The 23,314-nt window shown below is 64.9% G+C and carries 22 protein-coding genes and 1 pseudogene; 9 read left to right on the forward strand and 14 right to left on the reverse strand.

The annotated features are described in order from the left end of the window. Positions 1–64 precede the first annotated feature (64 nt). From J1M86_RS19450 to J1M86_RS19460, 3 genes are read right to left on the reverse strand one after another with little or no spacing between them, the layout of a single operon-like run. Entirely contained in the window at positions 65–1,651 is a 1,587-nt protein-coding gene (locus tag J1M86_RS19450) for an ABC transporter permease (protein ID WP_206511012.1), read from the reverse strand. Next, on the reverse strand, positions 1,648–2,526 hold the full coding sequence (locus tag J1M86_RS19455) for an ABC transporter ATP-binding protein (protein WP_206511013.1): 879 nt from the start codon (positions 2,524–2,526) through the stop codon (positions 1,648–1,650). Before J1M86_RS19455 ends, J1M86_RS19450 begins: the two co-directional genes overlap by 4 nt. Continuing rightward, entirely contained in the window at positions 2,523–3,152 is a 630-nt protein-coding gene (locus J1M86_RS19460) for a TetR/AcrR family transcriptional regulator (RefSeq protein ID WP_206511014.1), read from the reverse strand. The genes J1M86_RS19455 and J1M86_RS19460 overlap by 4 nt, the downstream gene beginning before the upstream one ends. A gap of 74 nt (positions 3,153–3,226) precedes the next feature. Here J1M86_RS19460 and J1M86_RS19465 point away from each other — a divergent pair, with 74 nt between their 5' ends. Together J1M86_RS19465 and J1M86_RS19470 are read left to right on the forward strand one after the other, a co-directional pair. Continuing rightward, positions 3,227–5,188, forward strand: a complete 1,962-nt coding sequence (locus J1M86_RS19465; protein ID WP_206511015.1) for a M13 family metallopeptidase — start codon at positions 3,227–3,229, stop codon at positions 5,186–5,188. Between the two features lie 24 nt (positions 5,189–5,212). Then, positions 5,213–6,523, forward strand: a complete 1,311-nt coding sequence (locus J1M86_RS19470; RefSeq protein ID WP_206511016.1) for a cytochrome P450 — start codon at positions 5,213–5,215, stop codon at positions 6,521–6,523. Here the strand turns inward: J1M86_RS19470 and J1M86_RS19475 are convergent. From J1M86_RS19475 to J1M86_RS19505, 7 genes are all read right to left on the reverse strand, one after another. Beyond that, on the reverse strand, positions 6,504–7,586 hold the full coding sequence (locus J1M86_RS19475; RefSeq protein ID WP_206511017.1) for an ABC transporter ATP-binding protein: 1,083 nt from the start codon (positions 7,584–7,586) through the stop codon (positions 6,504–6,506). The genes J1M86_RS19470 and J1M86_RS19475 overlap by 20 nt on opposite strands. After that, positions 7,586–8,911, reverse strand: coding sequence for an ABC transporter substrate-binding protein (locus J1M86_RS19480; protein ID WP_206511018.1), 1,326 nt, complete (start codon positions 8,909–8,911; stop codon positions 7,586–7,588). Before J1M86_RS19480 ends, J1M86_RS19475 begins: the two co-directional genes overlap by 1 nt. A gap of 25 nt (positions 8,912–8,936) precedes the next feature. Further along, positions 8,937–9,830: a carbohydrate ABC transporter permease gene (locus J1M86_RS19485; RefSeq protein WP_206511019.1), complete on the reverse strand. Its 894-nt coding sequence runs from the start codon at positions 9,828–9,830 to the stop codon at positions 8,937–8,939. After that, positions 9,827–10,756, reverse strand: coding sequence for a carbohydrate ABC transporter permease (locus J1M86_RS19490; protein WP_187346688.1), 930 nt, complete (start codon positions 10,754–10,756; stop codon positions 9,827–9,829). Before J1M86_RS19490 ends, J1M86_RS19485 begins: the two co-directional genes overlap by 4 nt. Before the next feature lie 138 nt (positions 10,757–10,894). After that, positions 10,895–11,767 carry an Ig-like domain-containing protein gene (locus tag J1M86_RS19495; RefSeq protein ID WP_241260388.1) on the reverse strand — a complete coding sequence of 291 codons (873 nt, stop codon included), beginning with the start codon at positions 11,765–11,767 and terminating at the stop codon, positions 10,895–10,897. A gap of 214 nt (positions 11,768–11,981) precedes the next feature. Continuing rightward, a complete protein-coding gene (locus tag J1M86_RS19500) occupies positions 11,982–12,572 on the reverse strand; it encodes an HdeD family acid-resistance protein (protein WP_206511020.1) in 591 nt (196 codons plus the stop codon). Between the two features lie 30 nt (positions 12,573–12,602). Further along, the gene (locus J1M86_RS19505; RefSeq protein WP_083667317.1) at positions 12,603–13,142 is read right to left on the reverse strand and encodes a DUF6764 family protein; all 540 of its coding nucleotides are present in this window, start codon (positions 13,140–13,142) and stop codon (positions 12,603–12,605) included. 252 nt (positions 13,143–13,394) lie between these two features. On the opposite strand from J1M86_RS19505, the gene J1M86_RS19510 reads away from it, so the two are divergent. From J1M86_RS19510 to J1M86_RS19530, 5 genes are read left to right on the forward strand one after another with little or no spacing between them, the layout of a single operon-like run. Continuing rightward, a complete protein-coding gene (locus J1M86_RS19510) occupies positions 13,395–14,093 on the forward strand; it encodes a glycosyltransferase family 2 protein (RefSeq protein WP_075837828.1) in 699 nt (232 codons plus the stop codon). Between the two features lie 29 nt (positions 14,094–14,122). Further along, positions 14,123–15,079, forward strand: a complete 957-nt coding sequence (locus J1M86_RS19515) for an acyl-CoA dehydrogenase family protein (RefSeq protein WP_075837891.1) — start codon at positions 14,123–14,125, stop codon at positions 15,077–15,079. Then, complete coding sequence (locus J1M86_RS19520; RefSeq protein WP_206511021.1) at positions 15,073–15,849, forward strand: PIG-L deacetylase family protein; 777 nt, start codon at positions 15,073–15,075, stop codon at positions 15,847–15,849. The genes J1M86_RS19515 and J1M86_RS19520 overlap by 7 nt, the downstream gene beginning before the upstream one ends. Before the next feature lie 10 nt (positions 15,850–15,859). Further along, positions 15,860–16,477 (forward strand): SAM-dependent methyltransferase, encoded by a 618-nt coding sequence (locus J1M86_RS19525; protein ID WP_206511022.1) that lies wholly within the window; start codon positions 15,860–15,862, stop codon positions 16,475–16,477. Next, on the forward strand, positions 16,474–17,769 hold the full coding sequence (locus tag J1M86_RS19530) for an EAL domain-containing protein (RefSeq protein ID WP_206511023.1): 1,296 nt from the start codon (positions 16,474–16,476) through the stop codon (positions 17,767–17,769). The genes J1M86_RS19525 and J1M86_RS19530 overlap by 4 nt, the downstream gene beginning before the upstream one ends. On the opposite strand, the gene J1M86_RS19535 is transcribed toward J1M86_RS19530, so the two are convergent. Beyond that, complete coding sequence (locus J1M86_RS19535) at positions 17,766–18,431, reverse strand: GAF and ANTAR domain-containing protein (RefSeq protein ID WP_206511143.1); 666 nt, start codon at positions 18,429–18,431, stop codon at positions 17,766–17,768. The two genes, J1M86_RS19530 and J1M86_RS19535, sit on opposite strands and share 4 nt — an antisense overlap. Before the next feature lie 221 nt (positions 18,432–18,652). Further along, on the reverse strand, positions 18,653–19,678 hold the full coding sequence (locus tag J1M86_RS19540) for a putative zinc-binding metallopeptidase (protein WP_075837892.1): 1,026 nt from the start codon (positions 19,676–19,678) through the stop codon (positions 18,653–18,655). Between the two features lie 272 nt (positions 19,679–19,950). On the opposite strand from J1M86_RS19540, the pseudogene J1M86_RS19545 reads away from it, so the two are divergent. Continuing rightward, positions 19,951–20,319, forward strand: a pseudogene (locus J1M86_RS19545) (DsbA family protein); the annotation flags it as partial. 1 nt (position 20,320) lies between these two features. On the opposite strand, the gene J1M86_RS19550 reads toward J1M86_RS19545, so the two are convergent. Together J1M86_RS19550 and J1M86_RS19555 are read right to left on the reverse strand one after the other, a co-directional pair. Beyond that, positions 20,321–21,403, reverse strand: coding sequence for a DNA polymerase domain-containing protein (locus tag J1M86_RS19550; RefSeq protein ID WP_206511024.1), 1,083 nt, complete (start codon positions 21,401–21,403; stop codon positions 20,321–20,323). Then, positions 21,403–22,470 (reverse strand): ATP-dependent DNA ligase, encoded by a 1,068-nt coding sequence (locus tag J1M86_RS19555; protein WP_206511144.1) that lies wholly within the window; start codon positions 22,468–22,470, stop codon positions 21,403–21,405. The genes J1M86_RS19550 and J1M86_RS19555 overlap by 1 nt, the downstream gene beginning before the upstream one ends. 138 nt (positions 22,471–22,608) lie before the next feature. Here J1M86_RS19555 and J1M86_RS19560 point away from each other — a divergent pair, with 138 nt between their 5' ends. Further along, the gene (locus J1M86_RS19560; protein ID WP_206511025.1) at positions 22,609–23,235 is read left to right on the forward strand and encodes a hypothetical protein; all 627 of its coding nucleotides are present in this window, start codon (positions 22,609–22,611) and stop codon (positions 23,233–23,235) included. Positions 23,236–23,314 lie beyond the last annotated feature (79 nt).

Raw genomic sequence — 23,314 nt, forward strand, 5'->3', positions numbered from 1 at the left:
CGGCAACCCGAAGCGCGACCAAACCTCACGGTCGGGTTGTCGTGGCCATGCTAACCGACAGCGGTCAGCTTCGAAGGTCTCGCCGTCGAAACCCGGCAACGCCCACCACGCACCCCAGCGCCGCGATGGCCACCAGAACCACCAACGGCGTCGGCGCAACCGATCCGCCCGGCAAGTGCGGTAGGTGCGTGAACGGCGACAGGTCGAGCCAGATCTGAGGCAGACCCATGACCGCGCCGACCTGACCCAGCATCACACACGCGGCGAGCACGCCCCACACCATCGGCGCATACTGCGGGAGCAGCCCGAACAAGAGAACTCCCGTCGCGGTGAACACCCACACTGCAGGAATCTGAACCAGCGCGCCACCGAGTACACCCGGCAGAACCGAGCCGATGTCTCCGACGGCCAAGCCGTACGGGATACCGGCCGCAAGACCCACCACCAGCATCGCCGACGCCGGGCCGGCGGTGGCCCAGAGCAGATGGCTCCCCAGCCACCGGGAGCGGCTCACGCCCGTGGCCAACACGGGCTCGGCGAGCGACGCCTCCTCCTCGGCGTGAGCTCGCAGGATGGCCGAGATCGAGTACGCTGCAGCCCCGATGCCGAGCAGGCTGATCGAGCTCGCCAGGTAGGACTCGACCAGCGTCGTTCCACCGAATGTGCTCAATATGTCCGACACGGCTTCGCTACCCCCGAGTTGCCCGCCGACGCTGTCGGCCGCCGCCCCGAGAACCAGCGCAGTCACGCCGAGGCCGATGGTCCAGGCCAGGAACGAACCGCGGTGGGTACGCCAGGCGAGACCGAACACTCCACCGAGCGACACCGAGGCGTACGCGGGTCCGAGGCGTTCCGCGACGAGTCCGGACCCGAGGTCGCGTCGAGCAGCCAGAGCGAACGCCAGTGAGATGAACATCGCCGACGCGGCGGCCGAGAGCACGAGAACCCACCATCGCTCGTCGGCGAACGGCCTCAGCTGCGCCGACCACCCGATGGGCGAGAACCAGGACAGCATCGAGTACCCGGTGGAGGACACGGCGTCGCCGATTGCCCTGAGCACGAAGGCACCCGCCAAAACAGCCAACGCGTATCCGCGCGCGCTGCGTGCTCCCGACCCCAGCTGGGCAGTGACGGCGGCGATACCGGCGAACACCGTCCCAGCGGCAAGGATCGACAGCCCGAATGCGATGCTCCCCGCCGCCGCCAGCCCGAAGGCCATGAGAGTGACCGCACCGAGGACCGAGGTGATCACCGTCCCGCCGACGGCGACGACGAGCGCGGCAGCGAGGCCGGCGCTGCGCCCGACTGCGGTCGAGCCCACCAGCTCGGTCCGCCCTGCGTCTTCCTCGACTCGCGTGTGACGGATGACGGTCAGGATCACGGCGAGGGGAACGATCGTCAGCAAGACGCCCGAACGCCAGGTGACGAGTGCGCCGAGGTCGCTGCCGAAGATGGGCCCGACCATGGCCAGTTGGGCCGGGATCTGGCTCGTCGCCGCGTAGAAGCTCTCACGTTGCTGGTCGGTGGCGTAGAGACCGTCGAAACTCACTGCGTACAGCAGCGGAAGCAGGCCGATCACCACAACCCACAGGGGAAGGACTACGCGATCCTTGCGGAGGTAAAGGCGTACCAGTCCGAGTGTGCCGGTCATGTCGGGCTCGCGTAATACTTCAGGAACAGATCCTCGAGCGTCGGCGGCGCGCTGACGAGACTGTTGATGCCGGCGGCGGCGAGCATGTTCATCAGTCGCGGCAGCTCGGCCCGCTCGACGCGGCAGGTGATGGTGTTTCCGACGACGGTGGTCTCCCCAGGCAGCGTGGACACATCCACCGGAACACGCTCGACCTCGGCGGTGACTGTGGTGTACGTCAGATGTCGCATCTGCGAGATCGCGCCGGACTCGACGGCCCGGCCCTCACGCACCACCGTGACCCGCTCGCAGAGCCTCTCGACCTCCGACAGGATGTGCGAGGACAGCAACACGGTTGTTCCGCGCGCCGCGGCGTCGGTGACGCAGGCCGAGAAGACGTGCTCCTTCAGAGGGTCGAGTCCCGAGGTCGGCTCGTCGAGCAGAAGCAGTTCGGCGTTGGACGACAGCGCGGAGATCAACGCGACTTTCTGACGATTGCCCTTCGAGTAGGTGCGGGCTTTCTTGCGCGGGTCGAGCGAGAACCGCTCGATCAACTCGTCGCGTCTGCCGGTGTCGATCCCCCCGCGCATGCGTCCGAGGAGATCGATGACCTCGCCACCGGTCAACGACGGCCACAGGGTGACATCGCCTGGTACGTAGGCCAGCCGCCGATGCAGTGCGACGGCATCGTTCCACGGGTCTGCGCCGAGCATTTCGATCCGGCCGGACGTGGCTTTGATGAGCCCGAGCAGAATGCGAAGCGTCGTCGACTTTCCTGCGCCGTTCGGACCGAGGAAGCCGTGTATCTCACCTGCTTCGACGGTCAGGTCCAGTCTGTCGAGGGCGGTGACCTGGCCGAACTTTTTCGTCAGTCCCCGGATCTCTATGGCGCTCATGTCGTCTCCCGGTGGTGAAGGTAGGCGGTGAGGGTGGCGTCGTCGGTGAACAGTCCTTCGGTGTAGAGCTCGAGGGCGGGGAGGGTGATGCTCTCGGCCAGGTCACGCAGCGCGCTCTTGAAGTCGGTGCCCCCCGGAGCCATGCGCATGTGCAGAAGCATTCCGCCGACGTTCTGCTGCGTCAGGAATTTTGCGCGCGCCCGAGGGTCACGGCTGGGCTTCAGGCGTCCGTTGGCGACGCCTTCTTCCAGGTAGGCGGCGGTGTCGTCGACCATGTTCTCGAACATTTGTTTCGCGAACGTGCCTCCTGTGGTGAAGCTTTGAGCGATATAGGCGACGTACGGCGCGTACTCGTCGATCTCGGCCAGTTGCGCGATGGTCCCGGCGGGAGAGGCGGACATGGCGCCTGATTTGCTCTCGCGCACCACATCGAGGACGTATCCGTCGCACACCTGCCGTAGGCCGTTCTTGGAACCGAAGTGATGGTTGACCAGCCCTGGCGATACACCTGCTGCGGTGGCGATGGCGCGCACTCCGGTGGCGAAGCCGTCCCGGCCGAACACTTCGATCGCGGCGTCGCGTATACGAGCCCGTGTTGTTTGATCGTCCACCCTGATCGAACGCATGAACAAGATACTAAACAGTTGTTCAGTGCCTGACAAGAACCCCGATGTCGCACCGGGGTGTAAAGATGGAATGCATGACAGCATTGGACTCGGAACGGGCGAAATCAGGCATCGACCTCAGCCACCGCGACGAGGGCACGCGCGCACAGGACGACCTGTTCGTCCACGTCAACGGCAAGTGGTTGGACGAGTACGCCATCCCCGCCGACCGCGCCGTGGACGGCGCTTTCCGCACGTTGTACGACAAGGCCGAGGAAGATGTCCGGGAGATAATCCAGGAGGCTGCGGCGTCGAAACCGCCGGTCGGCACCGATGCGCAGAAGATCGGTGACCTCTACTCGAGCTTCCTCGACACCGACGCCGTCGAGGAAGCCGCCTTGACGCCCATCGCCGGCGAGTTGGCTGCCGTCGCCGACGCGGCCGACCTGGCCACCCTCGCCGAGGTCCTCGGCTCGCTGCAGCGCACCGGCGTCAGTGGCGCCATCGCGCACTACGTCGACACCGACGCCAAGGATTCCTCCCGCTATCTGGTGCATTTCTCCCAGTCGGGCATCGGTCTGCCGGACGAGTCCTACTACCGCGAGGAGGGATACGCGGAGATACGCGAGGCCTACATCGCCCACATCGCCGCGATGTTCTCGCTCGCCGAACTACCGTACGACGCGCAGCGCGTGTTCGACCTCGAGCGCAAGCTCGCCGCCGGCCATTGGGACGTGGTCGCTCGCCGGGACGCCGAGAAGAGCTACAACCTCACCGAGTTCGACACGCTCGCATCCGGTTTCGATTGGCAACCATGGATTTCCGGGTTGGCCGGCACCACCGAGCAATTCGCGGAGATCGTGGTTCGTCAACCTCCGTTCATCAGTACTTTCACGGACCTGTGGATCTCGGAGGACATCGCCGACTGGAAGGCCTGGCTCGCCTGGCGCGTGCTGCACAGCCGCGCCCCCTATCTGTCGGCGGCTTTCGTGGACGAGAACTTCGCGTTCTACGGCGCCAAGCTCACCGGTACCGAGGAGAACCGCGAGCGGTGGAAGCGCGGGGTCTCCCTGGTGCAGGACGTGTTGGGTGAAGTGGTCGGCAAGCTCTACGTCGAGCGCCACTTCCCCGCCGACTCCAAAGCACGGATGCAGGTCCTCGTCGCCAATCTGCAAGAGGCATACCGGCGCAACATCTCCTCCCTCGAATGGATGAGCCCGCAAACACGCCAGAAGGCGCTGGACAAGCTCGACAAGTTCACCCCCAAGATCGGCTACCCGGACCGCTGGCGTGACTACTCCGCCGTCGAGATCGACGCAGGCGACCTCGTCGGCAACTATCGACGCGGATACGCCGCCGACTATCAGCGCGATCTCGACAAGCTCGGTGGTCCCGTCGACCGCGACGAATGGTTCATGACGCCGCAGACGGTCAACGCCTACTACAACCCAGGCATGAACGAAATCGTCTTCCCCGCAGCCATTCTGCAGCCACCGTTCTTCGACGCCGAGGCCGACGACGCCGCGAACTACGGCGGTATCGGTGCCGTCATCGGCCACGAGATCGGCCACGGGTTCGACGATCAGGGCGCCAAGTACGACGGCGACGGCAACATGGTGGATTGGTGGACCGACTCCGACCGCGCCGAGTTCGGCACGCGCACCGCCGCGCTGATCGATCAGTACAACAAGTTCGAACCGATGGCTCTGCCCGGACATCACGTCAACGGTGAGTTCACCATCGGAGAGAACATCGGCGACCTCGGCGGACTGTCCATCGCCGTCACCGCGTACGAGATCGCACTCGGCGGAGAGCCTGCCCCGGTGCTGGACGGCCTCACCGGGCTGCAGCGGGTGTTCTTCGGCTGGTCGCAGGTATGGCGCACCAAGGCTCGCGACGAGGAGGCAATCCGCCGCCTCGCAGTGGACCCGCACTCGCCGCCAGAATTCCGCTGCAACGGGGTAGTGCGCAATCTGGACAGTTTTCACGAAGCGTTCGATGTCCGACCCGGAGATGGGTTGTACTTGGAACCGGACCAGCGCGTCAAGATCTGGTAGCTCGACAAAACAAGGGGTGGGGAAATGAAGGCACGGATCAGGTGGATCGCAGCACATGCGGTGGTGCGGTACGGAGCGAAGAAGGCCGCCCAGGCCGGTGACCCGCAGGCAATGTTGATCGCGGACCCGGCGACGCGCGCCAACCCGCGCCAGGTCTACGAACGGATACGGGCAACCGGGCCGCTGGTGAAGACACGCATCTCCAACATCACCGTCGACCACCAGCTGGTGCACGATCTACTGCGATCCGACGACTTCCGCGTCACCCAATTCGGTGGTGCCCTCCCCGGCCCGCTGCGCTACATCGAGAGCAAGACCAGATCCAAGGCGCTGCACCCGCTCAAGCCGCCGTCGCTGCTGTCGGTGGAACCACCCGAACACACTCGCTACCGCAAGCTCGTGTCCTCCGTCTTCACCCCCCGGGCGGTGGCCCGGATGCGCGAGATGGTCCAGGAGAAGGCCGACAGCCTGCTCGACGAGCTCACCGTGGGGGGCCGTGAGGTGGACATCGTCGACACGTACTGCGCCCAACTGCCCGTCGCCGTCATCAGCACCATCCTCGGGGTCCCGGACAGCGAGCGCCAACGGGTGCTGGAATTCGGCGAGATGGCCGCGCCGAGCCTGGACATCGGACTGACCTGGGAACAGTTCAATCTCGTCGAAAAGGGCCTCGAACAGTTCGACGCCTGGCTCGCCGGTCACCTCGCCGAGCTTCGACGCAATCCCGGCGACGACCTGATGAGCCAACTCATCCGGGCGAAGGAGGATGGCGTCGGGCTGAACGACGAGGAACTGCGCGCCACCGCCGGCCTCGTCCTGGCTGCGGGGTTCGAGACCACCGTCAACCTCCTCGGTAGCGGTATCCGCCTGCTACTCGACCATCCCGATCAGCTGGAGGTTCTGCGCAACGAGCCCGAACACTGGCCGACTGCCGTCGAGGAGATGCTCCGCCTGGAGTCGCCGGTTCAGCTGACGGCGCGGGTGGCCAAACATGCCATGACGGTCGAGGGTGTGCCGCTGAAGGAAGGCGAGCTCGTACTCCTCGTCCTCGCCGGCGCCAACCGCGATCCCGACGTATTCGAGGATCCGTACCGATTCGACGTCACCCGCCAGAACGCGAACAAGCACCTTTCGTTCTCCGGCGGACGCCACTACTGCCTCGGCGCGGCACTGGCGAAAGCCGAAACCGAAGTGGGACTGAAGACTTTGTTCGACCGATTCCCCCACCTGCAATCCGCAGGTGAGGGAATCCGCCGCGACACCCGAGTCCTGCACGGCTGGGCGTCGCTGCCCGTCGACCTCGGGCAACCGGCGGCTACAGGCGCGCCCCGGTAGTACTCGAAAAGAAGAACACCTCGTCGAGGGTGGGGACCAGCCGAAGGGTCTGGGCGAGACCGAGTGCACGTTTGCGGTCCACCCGGACCGCAAGGCGACCCGATCCGGTCGTCCAATCGGCGCCCGGGGCGGGTGTGCCGTACACGAAGGACTCGGCACCGAGTTCCTCGATCAGCTCCACCGTGACGGCAACCGAGCCGACTGAATCGTCGGCCGGTTCCCGCAAGGTCCACGACTCGGGCCGTATACCGACGGTGACCCGCGCATCCGACGTGGGGGCCGGGATGCGAACGTCGCCGATGACAGCTGCACCGTCGATGACCGGGGCGTCGATCAAGTTCATCCCCGGCGACCCGATGAACCCTGCCACGAACGTGTTGACCGGGTTGTCGTACAACTCGCGCGGCGACGCGATCTGCTGCAGCTTGCCGGACTCGAGTACGGCGACACGATCTCCCATGGTCATGGCCTCGACCTGGTCGTGGGTTACATACACCGTCGTCGTGCCGAGCCGCTTCTGCAGTCCGGCGATCTGCGCTCTCGTCGAGACGCGGAGCTTCGCGTCGAGATTGGACAGCGGCTCGTCCATGCAGAACACCTTGGGTTGGCGCACGATCGCCCGCCCCATCGCAACACGCTGCCGCTGTCCACCGGACAGCTTGCCCGGCTTGCGATCGAGCAGCGGTTCGAGCTCGAGCATCTTCGCTGCATCCAACACCCGAGCTGCAGTGTCGGACTTGCTCATTCCGGCGTTCCGCAATGCAAAACCCATGTTGTCCCCAACGGTCATGTTGGGGTACAGCGCATAGCTCTGGAACACCATTGCCACGTCACGTTCTCGCGGCGCGAGTTCGGTGACATCGACGCCGCCGATATCGATGCGTCCGCTCTCCACGGCTTCGAGGCCCGCGAGCATCCGCAGCGACGTCGACTTCCCGCACCCCGACGGCCCGACCAGCACGATGAACTCGCCGTCGGCGATGTCGAGATCGAGCGTGTCGACGGCGAGCGCATCGGACCCCGGGTAGCGGTGCGAGACACCCGAATAGTGAACGGCCGCCATTACGAGGGGAGGTTCGGGGTGATCTGGCGGTCGATGATCTGCTGGAGCTGATCTGCAACTCCGGCGAATGTGGTTGCCACGTCTGCGTTCTGCAGCGCGATCTGCTCGAGGCCGGTGCCGATGATCTTGTCCCCACCGGGAACGAACACACGGGCGTAGTCCTGCGAGCGTGTCACCGCCAGCTGATCGACGGCGGTCTTCGCGTTCGGGTTGGCCTCGAGGAAGGCGATCTCGCTCGGATCCTCCTGTGCCGACTTGCGGACCGGCATGTAGCCGGTGTTCTGCGAGAAGTACGCGGTATTGCTGCCGTTGGTGATGAAGTCGATGAACTTGAGTGCGTTGACTTTTCGCTCCTCGGAGATCTTCGCGGGGATGGCGAGACCGGCGCCGCCCGTCGGGCATCCGGGCTTTCCTTCGGTTGCAGGCAGGAACGCGGTGCCGAACTCGAACGACGCGTTCTGCGTGATGGTCGACAGGTCGCCGGTGGAGGCGATGGTCGAGGCCAGAATTCCCGCACCGAAATCGTTGGCGATGTCCTGGGAGACGCCAGCGTACTTCTTGGTGTGAATCATGTTCTTGAGAAACTCGCCCGCGGCGATCGTGTTGGGGTCGTCGAACTTCAGCGTGAACTCGTCGGAGTAAGCGCCGCCGAATGTCCAGATCGGGCCCTCGAACGTCCACCCGAGATAGTCGACGGCATTGCCCCAGCCGTGCGCCAGCTTTCCGTTGCCGACGACGGCCTGGATGCGCGGGCCCCACTCGTCGAATTCCTGCCAGGTCGCCGGTCCGCGATCGGGCAGTCCCGCCTGCGCCCACACCTCTTTGTTGTAGTAGAACAGCGGAGTCGAGCGAGCGTACGGCAGTGCCCAGTGGTTGCCGTTCCAGTTGTAGTCGGCCAGAAGCGAATCGACGTAGTCACCCGAGTCGACACCAGCGGCCTCGAAGTGTCCGTCGAGCGGCTCGATGGCACCGGTGAGGGCGTAGTTGAACCACCACACGTCCGAAAGCACCACGACGTCGGGCACATCGTTGCCCGAGAGTGCCGCATTGAACTTCTGCGAGACCTCCTCGTAGTTCTTACCACCGTCGATCAGATTGACCGTGAGACCGGGGTTCTCGGCCTGGAACCGGGCGATGAGCTCCTCCTCGAACGCCTGAGACTTGCCCGGGTGGTTCGACCAGAAGTTGATCGTGCTCGCGTCGCCCGATGCCTCGGATCCCGATGCCGACGAGCTCGAACCCGGACCGCTGCATGCGGCCAGCGCCGCACCGGCAGCGACTGTGCCGGTCAGCGTGAGGAAGCCGCGACGAGTGAGGTGTGCCATGAGTGTTCTCCTAGAAGAAATCGAGTCAGCCTTTGACCGCACCGGAGGTGAGGCCCTTGATCATGTGACGTTGCAGGGCAAGAAATACGACGAGAATCGGCAGAATGGTCAGTACGGTCGCCGCCATGACGGCGCCCCAGTTGGTGTAGCCCTCGCTGTTCTGGAGCAGCGTCAAACCGACGGGGAGCGGTGCGACGGAGGAGTCGTCGGACATCAGGAACGGCCAGAGGTATTCGTTCCACTCGTTGACGATGGTGATGATCGCGAACGCCACCATCGTCGGCCCCGACAAAGGCAGCACCACGCGGAACAGCAACCGGAAGGGGCCCGCGCCGTCCATACGTGCGGCTTCGATGATCTCCGCAGGTATCGACAGGAAGTGGTTGCGCATCAGGAACGTGCCGAACGCGACGCCGGCGAGCGGAAGAATGATCCCCTGGAACGAATTTCGCCAGCCCAGGTCGGAGATGAGCGAGTAGTTGGAGATGACGGTGATCTGGTTGGGCACCATCAACGCCGCGATGATGACCAGAAAGACGATGTTCTTACCGGGGAACCGCAGGAACACCAGGCCGTAGGCGCTGAACACACCGAGAGCGAACTTGATGACAGCCAGCACGCCCGTGATGATGATCGAGTTGCGCATGTAGGTGAAGAACGGCACCTCCGTCGTCGCCTCGGAGTAGTTCTGAGGATGGAAAACCCCCGGCCACCACGTGACCGGCTGGACATAGATGTCGCCGCGCTCCTTGAAGGACGTAATGAGAATCCAGAACAGCGGCAGACCGATCATGATCAGCACCAACACCATCGCGATGTAGCCGAACACGGTGGCCAGGCTGCGCTGACGCCCGGGATCCTTCGGACGAGTGCGCGACGGCTCGGCAGTGTCCTGTTTGCGAGCTTCGGTCAGTGTCATCGCGCATCGTCTCGATCCATCATGCGAACCTGCACCAGAGTGACGATCAGCAGGACCACGAAGAGAATCGTCGCCACCGTCGCCCCGTAGCCGGCCCGGAAGTTGCGGAACGTCTCCTCGTAGACCTGATAGACCATCGTCGTGGTGCCGTAGCCGAGCGGGCCGCCGCGCGTCATCACGTTGATGATGTCGAACACCTGCAACGAGTTGAGCAGCACGGTGATGGACAGGAAGAACGTGGTCGGACGCAGTTGCGGCAGCAGCACTTTACGGAAGGTGGTCCACTTGCCTGCGCGGTCGATCTCGGCTGCTTCCATCAACTCCTTGCGCACACCCTGCAGTGCGGCCAGGTAGATGACGAAGGTGTACCCGAGGTTCTTCCACAGGTAAGTCACCGTGATCATCAGCAGCGCCCAGTCGGGATCCTGGTAGAAGTCCGGTGAAGTCAGCCCGACGCGCTGCAGCAGATCCTGGACCAGCCCGAAGTTCGGGTCGAACACGAACTGGAACGCGATACCGATCGCGGCACCGGAGATGACGAAGGGTGCAAACACCGCAGACCGGACGAAGTTGCGGCCCCGTAGCTTTCGGTCGAGAAGCATGGCCAGGATGAGCCCCAACACAAGGCTGCCGACGACGGCGGCGATGGTGAAGATGACCGTGTTGGATACGACGACCCACGTGTCGTCGCGAGAGAGCCATTCGCGATAGTTCCCGAACCCGATGAAAGTTGCTGTAGGCGAAGAGAGATTCCAGTCGTAGAACGAGAACTGGACATTCTCCACGAGAGGCCGGTAAGTGAACACCGCCAGCAGAGCCAGGTTCGGCCCGAGGAGGATCAGGAAGAGCGCGTAGTCACTCCACGGCCTGCCGAAGAATCTCCTCCGGCCCGCTGTGGGCAGCACTCGTTCCGTCGATGTCGTCACCGCGGGGACTGTGCTCACCCGCGGCGAACGTGCGGTGAACTAGACCCCAACCCCTAAGAAAATTGAAACCAAAACCTTGCTATGTGAGCGGAAATACGTGCCCCACTATGCATTTCCGCGCACATGCGGCGAAGCCGCCTAACGGTTCCAGTCACCCAATCCGTCGGCGCCACTGAGGGTTCCGCCTGCGGTATTGACCACCACGACAGGATCGCCCTTGCGTGCGTTCTCGTAGAACCACTTGCCGTCCTCGGTACTGACGTTGAGGCAACCGTGGCTGACGTTCGCATAGCCCTGCGAGCCGACGGACCACGGCGCGGCGTGCAGGAAGATGCCGCTGTAGGACATCCGTGTCGCGTACTCGACGTATGTGCGGTAGCCCTCGGGCGCATCGACAGGAACGCCGTACGTGGACGAATCCATGTACATTTCCCGGACCCGCTCGCCGACGATGTACGTGCCGTTGGGGGTTTCGTACCCCGGCTTGCCGAACGAGGTCGGCATGGTGCGCACCACCTCGCCGTTGCGGGTGACGGTGATGGTCTTGGTCGCGTCGTCGGCGGTGGTGATCAAGGAGTCGCCGGTGGAGAAATCGGCGCGCGCACCGCCTGCGGCGACGGTGACCTGGGTGTGCGCCGGGTAGAACTCGTTCGGCAGCCAACGCACCTGGGTGTCGTTGATCCAGTAGAAGTGACCGTCCACCTTCGGCGTCGTGGTGATCTCGATCGCTGCTTCGGCAGCCGCACGATCACCGATGGTGTCGGAGAAGGAAATCTTGATGGGCTGCGCGACGCCGACGATCTCGCCCCCGTTCGGTGTGATCGACGGATCGGCGAACGGCGCGGGCATCAGGCGCTGCATCTGCGGCTCCGGTGCCGGAACGGGCAGGGCAGGGATCGCTGGAACCGCGGGGGCGGAGGAACCGAGACCCGGCACATCGGGACCGCCTGGCCACAGCGGCGCGGCCTGAGCCGGAGCAATGACGACAGCGGCGCCGAAAGCGGCGATCATCGTCGCTGCGGTCAGTCGCCCTACCAGTCGACGCGGTGAACGAGGTGCCATGACCATCGGATCCATCCTTCTTCTGCAATAGTTCATCTGCTTAGTCCTGCTGCACGGTCCTCAACCTCGGACGAGGTTGAGGACCCTGTGATCAGTGCAGCCGAAACCAGCTGTCATTAACACACACCACTGCTGAACATAGCGAATCGATCAGAAGTCGCGGTCAGAGCACGCCTGCCTTTTTCGCCTCCGAACGTACGGTGAACGCGGACACGACGAGCACCAGTCCGAACAGCAACGCGAACACGCCGATGAGCCAGACGATGCTCAGAATTCCGCTGACCGGGAAGAACACGAGCACGAGCCCGAACACGAGCTCGAGCAGGCCCGCGACGAGGAGCATCACCCAGTGCGAGGCGCCGCCGACGGAGCGCAGGCGCAGCGCACCGACGATTTCGAGCAGGCCGCCCAACACGGCCCAGATTCCGATGACGAAGACGGCCGCAAGAGCGGTGATCTCGGGCCAGACGAAGGCGACGATGCCAGCGCCGAGAGAGACGATTCCGCCGAGTAGCCACCACACCCAACTGGAGTCGACCTTGCGCGCCTGGATCGATCGAACGATCGCAGAGATACCGTCGACGACGGCATAGGCACCGAAGACGAGGACGAGCGCCCAGACGGTGACCGAGGGCCACGCCAAAGCGACGATGCCGAACACAATGGCGAAGACGCCGCGCAACAGCACCGCCCACCAGAGGTCTTTGCCGATGCGCAGCAGCGCATCCTCGCTGCTGGAGAATTGTGAGGTCATCGCCTGTACCTACTTTTCTTCGATGTGTGATCAGGGCAGAGCTATGCGTGTGCTCCAGCTGTTGATTCCATCGGACAGACATACCTGCCCAGTAGTGAGATTGACGGCCATTCCCATACCGGCATCGCAGCGGACGCCCTCGTCGACGGTGCCGACGAACGTCTGTCCACGAGTCATCGACATCGCCACCGCGATCGCGCCCGGATCGGCCGAGATGATCGACACCGAGTCCGCGCCCAGCGATACTGCTCCGACCCCGCCGGATTCGGTCTCGGCTGCCGCGACCCCACCTGCCTGAGCGAGGCTCACAGCCGTTCCACCGAGGACCGCCCGCGAGAACGCAACACCGTCCAGCGCGCGAGAGATGGCCCGGGAGGCTTCGTCGGCGCGGACGCCGCACGCACCGGAACCGTCCACCGCGATGGATTCGGCTCCTGCGGGCGCCGCACAGTTCAGCTCTGCCGCACTCGCCGTCCCCGGCGACATCGCCGCCGTACACAGACCGACCGCAGCCGCGGCCATCGCCAGCGGGGTCTTGCGCCTGATGCCGCGCGTACCGAATGTGCTCACGCCGTGCCCTCCCGAGTCGAGCAGTGCAGTCGCAGGCCACCTCGACGATGGCGATGTTTGGATTGTGCCATTGTGGGGCATCACATGCCGGGTTCATCAACCACTTGTTCACCCCCTGTATATCCCGTCGAGCCACCGGCGGCCGGAACATTCGCCGATTCGGTTGCGAAAACGATGCACTCCTGACGCCGACACACCACGGTCTGGAGTTTTGCAGCCAGCTGATCAGGCCCCGCGGAAGTTGGACGTGCAGTGAACGAATCGCAGTCGGGTATCGAACGCGCAGTCGTCGTGGTACCTGTTCACAACGAGGAGCCGCTGCTCAGCAGCTGTCTGTCGGCAATCGCGAACGCGATGACGCAGGCTCCTGTGCCCACCGAACTGATCATTGCGCTCGACGCGTGTACCGATGCCTCCGCCGATATCGCCTCTCGATGGGCGCGGGAGATCGGTGCTTCGATCATCGAACTGAATCGCCGCAATGTCGGCGCCGCGCGGGCTGCGGGGTTCCGTTCCGCGGCACACGCGCCCAGAACATGGTTCGCGACGACCGATGCCGACAGTGTGGTTCGTCCCAATTGGCTCGTATCGCAGCTCGCGCACGCGCACCGCGGCGCACACGTCGTCGCCGGGACGGTCGTGGCCGAGTTCGATCCCGGCAACCAGGCGCTGAAAGTGGCGTACGAGGCCGACTATCGCAGCGTTGCCGGCCACGGTCACGTACACGGCGCCAATCTCGGGATGCGCGCCGACGCGTACTGGTGCGTGGGCGGCTTCGGTGCCGTGGCGAGCGACGAGGACGTCGACCTCGTCCGGCGTTTCGCCGACGCCACGATTCCGGTGCTGTACGCCGCGGATGCCCCGGTGACCACGTCGACGCGTTTGTTCGGTCGCGCGCCGAGCGGTTTCGCCGGGCATCTTCGTTCCCTCCACCTGGCGGCTGCCCAGTGACTCAGGCACCGAGGATTTCAGGATCGGGCATTCAGGCCGAGAGTCTCACCGCTCGGCTGCTGAGCTGGATCAACGATGACGCGGCAGATCTCCCCTTGCCCGGCGCCGGGCGTACCGAGTCGCGCTGGAGGTCGTTGGCGGCGCTCGGCCGCGAGGACACGGTGCTCGGCCGACTCGCCGAGGCGCACGCCGATGCGGTGGCGATCCTCGCCGAGCTGGGCGGCCCCGTCCCCACGGCCGGAAGGATCTGGGGCGTGTGGGCCGCGGAACCACCGTCACCGGTTCTCGAAGCCGAGTGCGGCGACGACGGCTGGGCGCTGACCGGCGTCAAACCTTGGTGTTCCGGGGCGAGCCTGTGCACCGATGCATTGGTCACCGCACGGGTGGGAGATCAGTGGCAAATGTTCGCGGTGGATCTGACCCAGCACTCCTGTACTCCAATCCCCGACACCTGGCACGCCGTCGGCATGGCCAGAAGCGACTCGGGGACGGTTCGTTTCGACGGCGCCCGTGCCGTGCCCGTCGGCGACGCCGGTTCGTACGTTGCTCGCCCGGGTTTCTGGCACGGGGCGATAGGCGTGGCCGCGGTGTGGTTCGGGAGCGCCTGCGCCGTCGCGGATACGTTGCACACGGCTGCCAGGTCGGGTCGCGACGCCCATGCCATGGCGCATCTGGGTGCAGTTGCGGCAGCGCTGAGCGCCGCGTCGAGCGCACTGTCCACAGCTGCCGCCGAGATCGACGCCGACCCGACCGATTCTTGCGGATACGGACGCATCCGGGCGCGTACCGTGCGGGCAACCGTCGAACACGCTGCGACCGAGATCGTCGATCGTGTCGGACGCGCGCTCGGAGCGGCCCCGCTCTGCGCCAACGGCGAACACGCCCGTCGTGTCGCAGACTTGACCGTGTACCTGCGTCAGAGTCACGCCGAGCGTGATCTGGCAGCACTCGGTGAGGACATCTCGAAGGAGGACCACCCGTGGTAGCAAACAGCACAGATACAGGCACGATCGACACCGGCAAGATCGACACCGAAGAGCTGGGAACGCCGGAGTCCGAATGGGCTTGCTGGGACCATGTCTATCCCGCGCTGGACCTCAGCCGGTGCCGCGAGATGATCGTGGTGGCGCCGCACCCCGACGACGAGGTTCTCGGTGTCGGCGGCCTGATGGCCATAGCGGCAGCGACCGGCATCACCGTCACCGTCCTCGCTGTCACCGACGGTGGCGCATCGCATCCGGGTTCTCCCACCGTCACACCGGACCAACTCGTAGCCGAGCGTTCACGAGAGACGCGCCGCGCACTGAGCCAACTCGGACTCGATCTCGATCCCATCCGCCTCGGATTCGGCGACGGCGAGGTCCCCGCGCACGAGGAGGAGCTCACGCATGCCCTGACCGAATTCCTCTCCAACGAACCTGGGACGTGGTGCCTGTTGCCGTGGCGCGGTGACGGTCACCCCGATCACGAGGCCACCGCTCGCGCGTGCCTGACTGCGTCGGAGCGGCTCGGCATCACGGCCGTCGAGTACCCGCTGTGGATGTGGCACTGGGCTCGCCCCGGTGATTCTTCGGTGCCGTGGGACCGCGCGTTCGCCGTCGAACTCGGCTCCGACCTAACCGAGGCGAAACGACGCGCCGCCGCGCAGTTCGTCACCCAGACCACGGCGCTGTCCTCCGATCCGGCCGATCGTCCTGTTCTGCCCCCACACGTACTCGAGCGGCTGCTGCGGCCGTACGAGGTGGTGTTCGCGTGACGGTCTTCGGATGACACTTGGCAGGGAGTATTTCGCGAGCGTGTACGGCGAGAGCCCCGACCCGTTCCGTCTCGACGACAACTGGTACGAGGAGCGAAAGTACGCGCTCACCCTGGCCTCGTTACCGAAGCAGACGTATCGGCGAGCACTCGAACCCGGTTGCTCGATCGGCATCCTGACCGACAAGCTCGCGGCGCGCTGCCAATCGCTCGTCTCGACCGATATCGCCCCGGCGGCGCTCGCCGCTGCGCGCGCCCGCGTCGAGTCACCCCACGTGAGCTTCCTCGAATGGTCGCTGACCGACGAATGGACTGCGGTGTCGGCCGGCGGTGATTTCGATCTGATAGTCCTCAGCGAGGTCGGGTACTACCTGGACGAGGCCGACCTGCGCGCGGCATCGACCGGGATCGTCGAGCATCTCGAGGATGGTGGCACGCTGATCGCTGTGCACTGGCGACATCCAGTGGCGGACTACCCGCAGACGGGCGACCGAGTCCACGCGGTGATCGGCGAAACCGATGGGCTCGTCCGAATTGCCGGGTACTCCGATGATGATGTGATACTCGAAGTGTTCGTGGCTTCGACTGGGGCAGTGGACTCGGTAGCGGGAATCGAGGGGTTGGTATGACTGGCGAGTCATCGACGCGCGCTCAGGGCAGCGGTGCGGGCGACGGTGCGGTCGGCGGCGGACTGGAATCGATCCTCGGCCCGAACAGCCTGCACACCGATTTTGCACCGATAGTCGACCTGCTGACCAACGAGGTCATCGGCTACGAGGCCAACGTCAGTGGTCCGGAGAACTCGGCATTTCGTGATCCGTCCGCGTTGGCATCTGCTGCCCGGGCCATGGACATGACGGTCGATCTCGATCTCGTCCGCTGGGCAGGCGCCGTCGACGGTGCAGCCAAGATGGAGTCGGTGCAGGATCTCCCCCTGTTCATCGCCATCGACCCGGACACACTGCCGCATCTGCCCGACCGAGGCGCTCAGGGCAGCGGCAACGGAACCGGCACAGCCGTCCTGCAGCTCGACGAGACAGCGTTGATCCGCCGCCCCGCTCAGCTGCTGCGCGCCGTCGCCGACGTTCGCCGACTCGGCTGGGCGATCGCCGTCGACCATGTCGGTGTGCGCCCGGAGTCGCTCGCACTGCTCCCGCTGCTGGAACCGGACGTGGTCAAACTCGACCGTAGTCTCATCACCAGATCACCCGGCCGGTTCACCGCACGGGTGGTCAACGCCGTCGCCGCCTACACCGAGCGCACCGGGGCCATCGTCATGGCCGAGGGAATCGACACCGAGGAGGGTGTGAGCGTCGCGCTCGCACTCGGCGCCAGAGTCGGCCAGGGACGGTACTTCACCGAGCAGAACCCGACGCCGGTGAACTCCGCGGAACGCACGTCTCCGCTGAACTTTCGGACGTCACCCGATCGTGGTTCGATGCTGCGCACGTCGCCGTATCAGCTGGCGGTTGCCGGCCGGGACTCCAAGCCGTCGACGAAGCGCCTGCTGGTCGAGGTGAGCAAGGGCCTCGAATCGACGGCCGCGCAGAGCTTGCAGACTGCAGTGATCCTCGGTTCGTTCGAGCAGAGCAAACACTTCACCCCGCTCACCGCGCACCGCTGGGAGGTCATGGCGACACGGGCAGCGCTCGTCGGAGCTTTGGCCGTGGGCATGGATGCCGAGCCCGCGCCCCGGGTGCGGGGAGCGAACCTGGAGCCGAACGACCCGGTGCGCGACGAGTGGGTGGTTGTGGTGCTGTCTCCGCACTTTTCCGCGGTTCTGGCAGCGAAGGACCTGGGGGACACCGGGCCGGAGATGCAGCGACGCTTCTCGTACGTGCTCAGTCACGACCCCCAGTTGACGGTCGACTGCGCGCGCAGCCTGATGCTCAGGTTGCCCGTGGAAAGGACCGGGCTCTAGCGGCTCGCCTCACGTTCGGCGTCGGCGACGACCTGGTGGGCGATGTCCGCGAGCTTGATGTTCGACTCCTGTGACAGCTTCGCCAGCATCGCGAAGGCCGCCTGCGCGCCCAGCTTGTAGCGCTCCATCAGCATGCCCTTGGCCTGCCCGATGACATCGCGCGTGGTGAGCGCGGCACGTATCTGCTGCTCCTCTCGCGCCGAGGAGAACGCGATGGCTGCGTGCGCCGCGAACAGCGCCCCAATGGACTCGGCGTCCTCGCCGAACGCACGAACACCGGTGGAGTGCAGGTTGAGGGCGCCGAAGTTGAAGCCCTCGACGTAGAGCTGGAAGCAGATCATGCTCTTGACGCCTAGGCCCGAGGCCTCGGTCGCGAAGCGCGGCCACCGCAGGTCAGCGTCCATGTCGTCGATGCGAATGGTTCGCTGCTCGATCGCCGATTCCAGGCACGGACCCTCACCGAGCTGCCCCTGGATGGCGTCGCACTTGGCACCGAGGTCACCGGCTGCGGCCGCGCTGTGCACGTACTTGCCCTGCAGCACCGTGGTGATGCTGGCGTCCTCGGCTGCGGCCACATTCAATACGGCGGACTCGGTGATGGCGGCGAGGGTGGCATCGAGATCGCTGTGTGCGCGGCGCAGTTCGCGGGCAACCGCAGCCATCCGCTGACTCAGGTCGGCATCGGGTTGCCTGGCCTGCGAGATTACGGGCGGCGGAGCCTCGGCCCTGATTCTCCGTTCAGCGAGTGCCTGATCACGCGTTCGATCGTCGACTGTTCGGTCACTGATGGGAACCACCTCCGCACGCTGTGCCGAAAGGACAGCTCGAACCACGACAATACCTCCATTGTGAGCGTGTCCAGAACGGACCGACGACTCGAGGATCAGAGCGTGCTGGGTGCGATCAGTCGATGAACGAATCGCATCTTGTCCATCACTGTCGGAGGAAGCACGAACGGGTACAGATCCTGATGGCCCATCGATCGATTGATCTGATTGAGCGCCCAGGACAGAGGCAACCACCATTCGATGATCTGGTCGAACCCGACATCGCCCGGAAGCGGACTGTCCAGCGTCGACCCGGCCTGTGCCATGCCGAACGCGGCAGCGGTGTCGAGTGTGTCGCGAATGTGCAGGTAGTGCGCGAAGGTCTCGGCCCAGTCCTCCGCAGGATGCATCGTCGCGTACGAGGAGACGTAGTCGTCTTCCCAGTTCTCCGGTGCGCCCTCCTTGTAGTGCCGGTCGAGCGCGCCCTGGTAGTCGGTGTCCGGGTCGCCGAAGAGTTCCTCGAACCGTGCGCGATGTTCACCGGCACCGACCAGCACCATCTGGTAGTAGTGGCCGATCTCGTGACGGAAATGCCCGACGAGAGTGCGGTACGGCTCGGACATCGACACGCGAAGCTGTTCGCGGTGGACGTCGTCACCCTCGGCCAGGTCGAGCGTGATGAGCCCGTCGGCGTGCCCTGTCAACACCTGCTCATCGGCGCTCGAGAGCAGGTCGAATGCCAGACCGGTTTGCGGGTCCTGGTCACGGCCGACGATCGGCAGGCCGAGCTCGGTCAGTTCGAGGACCACGCGCCGCTTGTTGGTTTCGGCTTCGGCGTAGGCCGCCATCGCGTCGAGGTCGTCGTCGGCGGGCCGGATGCGCGTGAGCTTGCACGAGGAGCAGAGCTCTTCGGCATCGGTCGTGTTCACCAACCAATTGCACCGGGCGATGTGCAGGTTGGCGCACGTCCTCCATGTCGTGCCGTCGATGTCGACCTCGGCTGCTCCGTGATCGGCGCGGTCGGGCAATACCAGCAGCGACCGCGACGGCAGGTGAAAGCCCAAGGCGCTGTGACAATTGAGGCACAGCGAATTCTCGAACGACAACTTCTGACCGCACTTGCGGCAGATCAAGTCACGCATGATCCCGACTTTCGTTTTTCCGACGATGGCACGTCGGCTCGGAGGCTGACCTCCGTGCATCAATGCCCTGTTGCGAATATGACGGTAGCTCTGTACCCATAGCAGCGAATAACTAACAGAAACGAATGATCGACACCACGACCACGATCGAGGGGATCTTCACACCGATGAGCACGCAGCTGTCCCCAGGAGCTCGATCGTTCCCAGGAACCACGTGATGGCCCCCTCGACATCGACGCCGGCGATGACACCCGCGGCGTCACCGATGCAGCGTTTCTCGGCATCTTCCGCTCGACGACTACCACCCGCATGCGCGTCACGCTGCGCAGGCCAGCGAGGCTGCAGCTGCTCAGGGCAAGTTCTGGGAGATGGCCGACATACTGTTCGCGCACAGTGACGCCCTGGAACCGGACGATATCGACAGGTACGCAGTCGAATTGGATCTCGACATCGACAAGTTCGACGATGACCTCCGCACCGGCGACTACGTCATCCGAGTGGAGGACGACGAGTTGGACGCAAACAGCAGTGACGTCGAGGGAACCCCTACCTTCTACCTCGGCCGCGGCGACACCAACTTGGTTCGGCACACCGGCCCGTACGACGCCGCCTCGCTGATTCGGGCGTTGGAGCAGGCCTGAGCTACTCGATTCGGTTGCCCTGGGCGTCCCAGTGTTCGGCCACCTTCTTCGACGGTTGCACACGGGGCGGCTCGCCGGGCATCTTGGGATAGTCGGGCGGAAAGTTGAGTTCGCCACCAGGCAATGATTCCCACAGCTCGAGGAGTGGGTCGAGCGAGTACGCCTGCGCGTCCATGTCCTCCCAGGGATCACCGTCGCCGAGTCGGTCGAGGACGGTGACGAGGTTGAACTCCCGCGGGTCGGTCACCTCGGCGAGCTGCGCCCATGTCATCGGCGTACTCACCGGTGCGCCCGGCCGCGCGCGCAGGCTCCAGGCACTGGCAATGGTTCGGTCTCGGTTGTTCTGGTTGTAGTCGATGAAGATTCGCTCGCCGCGCTCCTCTTTCCACCAGTTGGTGGTCACGCCCTCGTCGCGACGTTCGAGTTCGCGGCCGAGTCCGATGGCCGCGTGTCGTACCTGCTCGAAGGTGTACTCGGGGCGGATGCGGACATAGATGTGAATGCCCCGGTTGCCGCTCGTCTTGGGGTAACCCCGCAGCCCCAGTTCCTCGAGCAGCTCACGTGTCACGTCCGCCACCCGTTGCGTATCGGCGAACGTGGTGCCGGGTTGCGGATCGAGGTCGAGTCGAAGCTCGTCGGGGTGGTCGACATCCGGTCGCCGCACGGGCCACGGATGGAATGTCAACGTGCCCATCTGAGCTGCCCACACCAGCGCGGCGGCTTCGCTCGGGCACAGTTCGTCGGCTCCGCGGCCGGACGGGAACGCGATCTTCACCGTTTCGATCCAGTCGGGGGCACCCTTGGGGAGCCTCTTCTGATAGAAGCCGTCGCCCTCACGATCCTGCGGTCCGGTGGCAAGCCGCATCCCTTCGCGGTAGCCGTCCGGCCAGCGCTCCATGGCGGTCGGACGCTCTCCGATGGCACGCACGAGTGGCTCGCCGACCGCGGCGAAGTACTCGCACACCTGCAGCTTCGTGATGGGCGGAGTGCGCTCGGTGGCCTCGTAGATGACGCGGTCCGGGCTCGATACCCGCACTTCACGGCCACCTGCTTCGACGAATGCGGGCGGAGTCTTCGTTGCCATCAGGACTCCCCGGCGGGGCTGTCGGGGCCCCCGGCGAGCACGTCGGCGACGTCGTAGTCGACCGGGACCTCCAGCTGATCGTAGGTACAACTCTTCGGGTCGCGATCGGGGCGCCAACGCAGGAACCGCGCGGCGTGCCGAAGCCGTTGCCCTTCCATCTGGTCGTACGCGACCTCGACGACGCGTTCGACGCGCAGCGGCACCCAGCTGCGATCTTTGTTCGAGGTCCATCGGTTGGCCTCGGCGTCGGAGACGACATCCTCGCCGATACGAAGGGGTTGCAGTTCCTCGAGGATCTCTACGCGTCGCTTGTCCGTGAACGCCGAGGCGCCACCGATCATTCGGAGCTGATCTCCGTCGTACAGTCCGAGGAGGAGCGAACCGATTCCGTTGCCGGACTTGTGCACTCGATAGCCGATGAGCGCGCAGTCGGCCGTGCGGGCGTGTTTGATCTTGACCATTTCACGCTTGTTCGGCAGGTACACGCTGTCCAGCTTCTTGGCGATCACGCCGTCGAGGCCGGCGCCTTCGAAGCGCTGAAACCAATCCTGGGCGGTGGCGGTGTCGTCGGTAGTACTGGTGATCTGGCACCGATCACCGCCGACCATCACCTCGAGCAGCTTCGCTCTGCGAGCAGCGAACGGCTCGTTCATGAAATCGGTGCCCGAATGCATGAGCAGATCGAAACCGACGAACATCGACGGAGTCTTCTCCGCCAGCATCTGCACACGTGAATCGGCGGGATGGATGCGCTCGGACAGCGCATCCCAGTCGAGCCGAGTGCGTCCGTCGATCTCGCGCGGAACGACGATCTCGCCGTCGACGACGACGCGCTCCGGTAACTCGCGACGTATGGCCTCGACCAACTCGGGAAAGTACCGCGCGAGGTCCTTCCCGCCACGCGACCCCAGCCGCACCTCGTCGCCGTCGCGGAAGACGATGGCACGGAAACCGTCCCACTTCGGCTCGTACGACCACACCGGCGGGCCGTCGCCCGGCTGCTCGGGCACGGTTTTGGCCGCCTTGGCGAGCATCGGCGCGACTGGCCACTCGATGGGTAGGTCCACAGCACCCATAGTGCCTCATCTGCTCTGTGTTTCATCGCTGGTCGGATGGAAAACTGTCTTGCTCGTGCACCCGTCGATCGCACCGGGTATTTTCGAATCTCTTCCGATCCGAGACCAGACATCGAAGGAACAACCGTGATGGCTCCCAATTTCGCAAGGCCGCGCTCGGCAGCGCTGGCCGTCATCGCCTGCGCTGCAATGATCGTTGCGGGGTGCGGAACAGACATCACCCCGACCGCGATTCCGGAGCAGGATCCCGTCGCCTCGTCGCAGCAGAGTACGAGCGAGCCGAGCACCCCCAGCCAGGACCCCGCCCGCGAAGGTGAGGATCTCGGCGGCGACGTCGATATCGATGTCGAGATCGGCGACTGTGTTCGGTTGGGCGGCACCCAGGCGAACGCGACCATCGACAATGCCGAATGCGGCAGCGCGGAGTCGAACTTCGTAGTGATCGCGAAGGCACCCTCACAGGAAGAATGCCCCACCGATATCGACCAGTCGTACTACGAAACGTTCGGTGGGATCGAGCAGGGCGCGCTCTGCCTCGACGTCGACTGGGTGGTAGGAGGGTGTATCGATCTGGGATCGGAGGATCCACAGCGCATCGAATGCCGCGACGCCTCAGCCGCCGAGCCGTCGACCGATTCGTATCTGATAACCGACATCCTGGCCGATACCATCGACGTCGAGCGATGCCCCGATCCAGCGACCGGCGGGTTCCGCTACCCCGAGCGCAACTTCATCGTCTGCTTCGAGGAGCTGTAGTCCGCACGTCGATACATCGTCCCCGGCGCGGACGCCGCACGGTGGCGATTAGGCTGACCGAAGGATACAGCCCATATCC

The organism is Rhodococcus sp. KRD197, assembly GCF_017168235.1.
GTDB lineage: Bacteria > Actinomycetota > Actinomycetes > Mycobacteriales > Mycobacteriaceae > Rhodococcoides.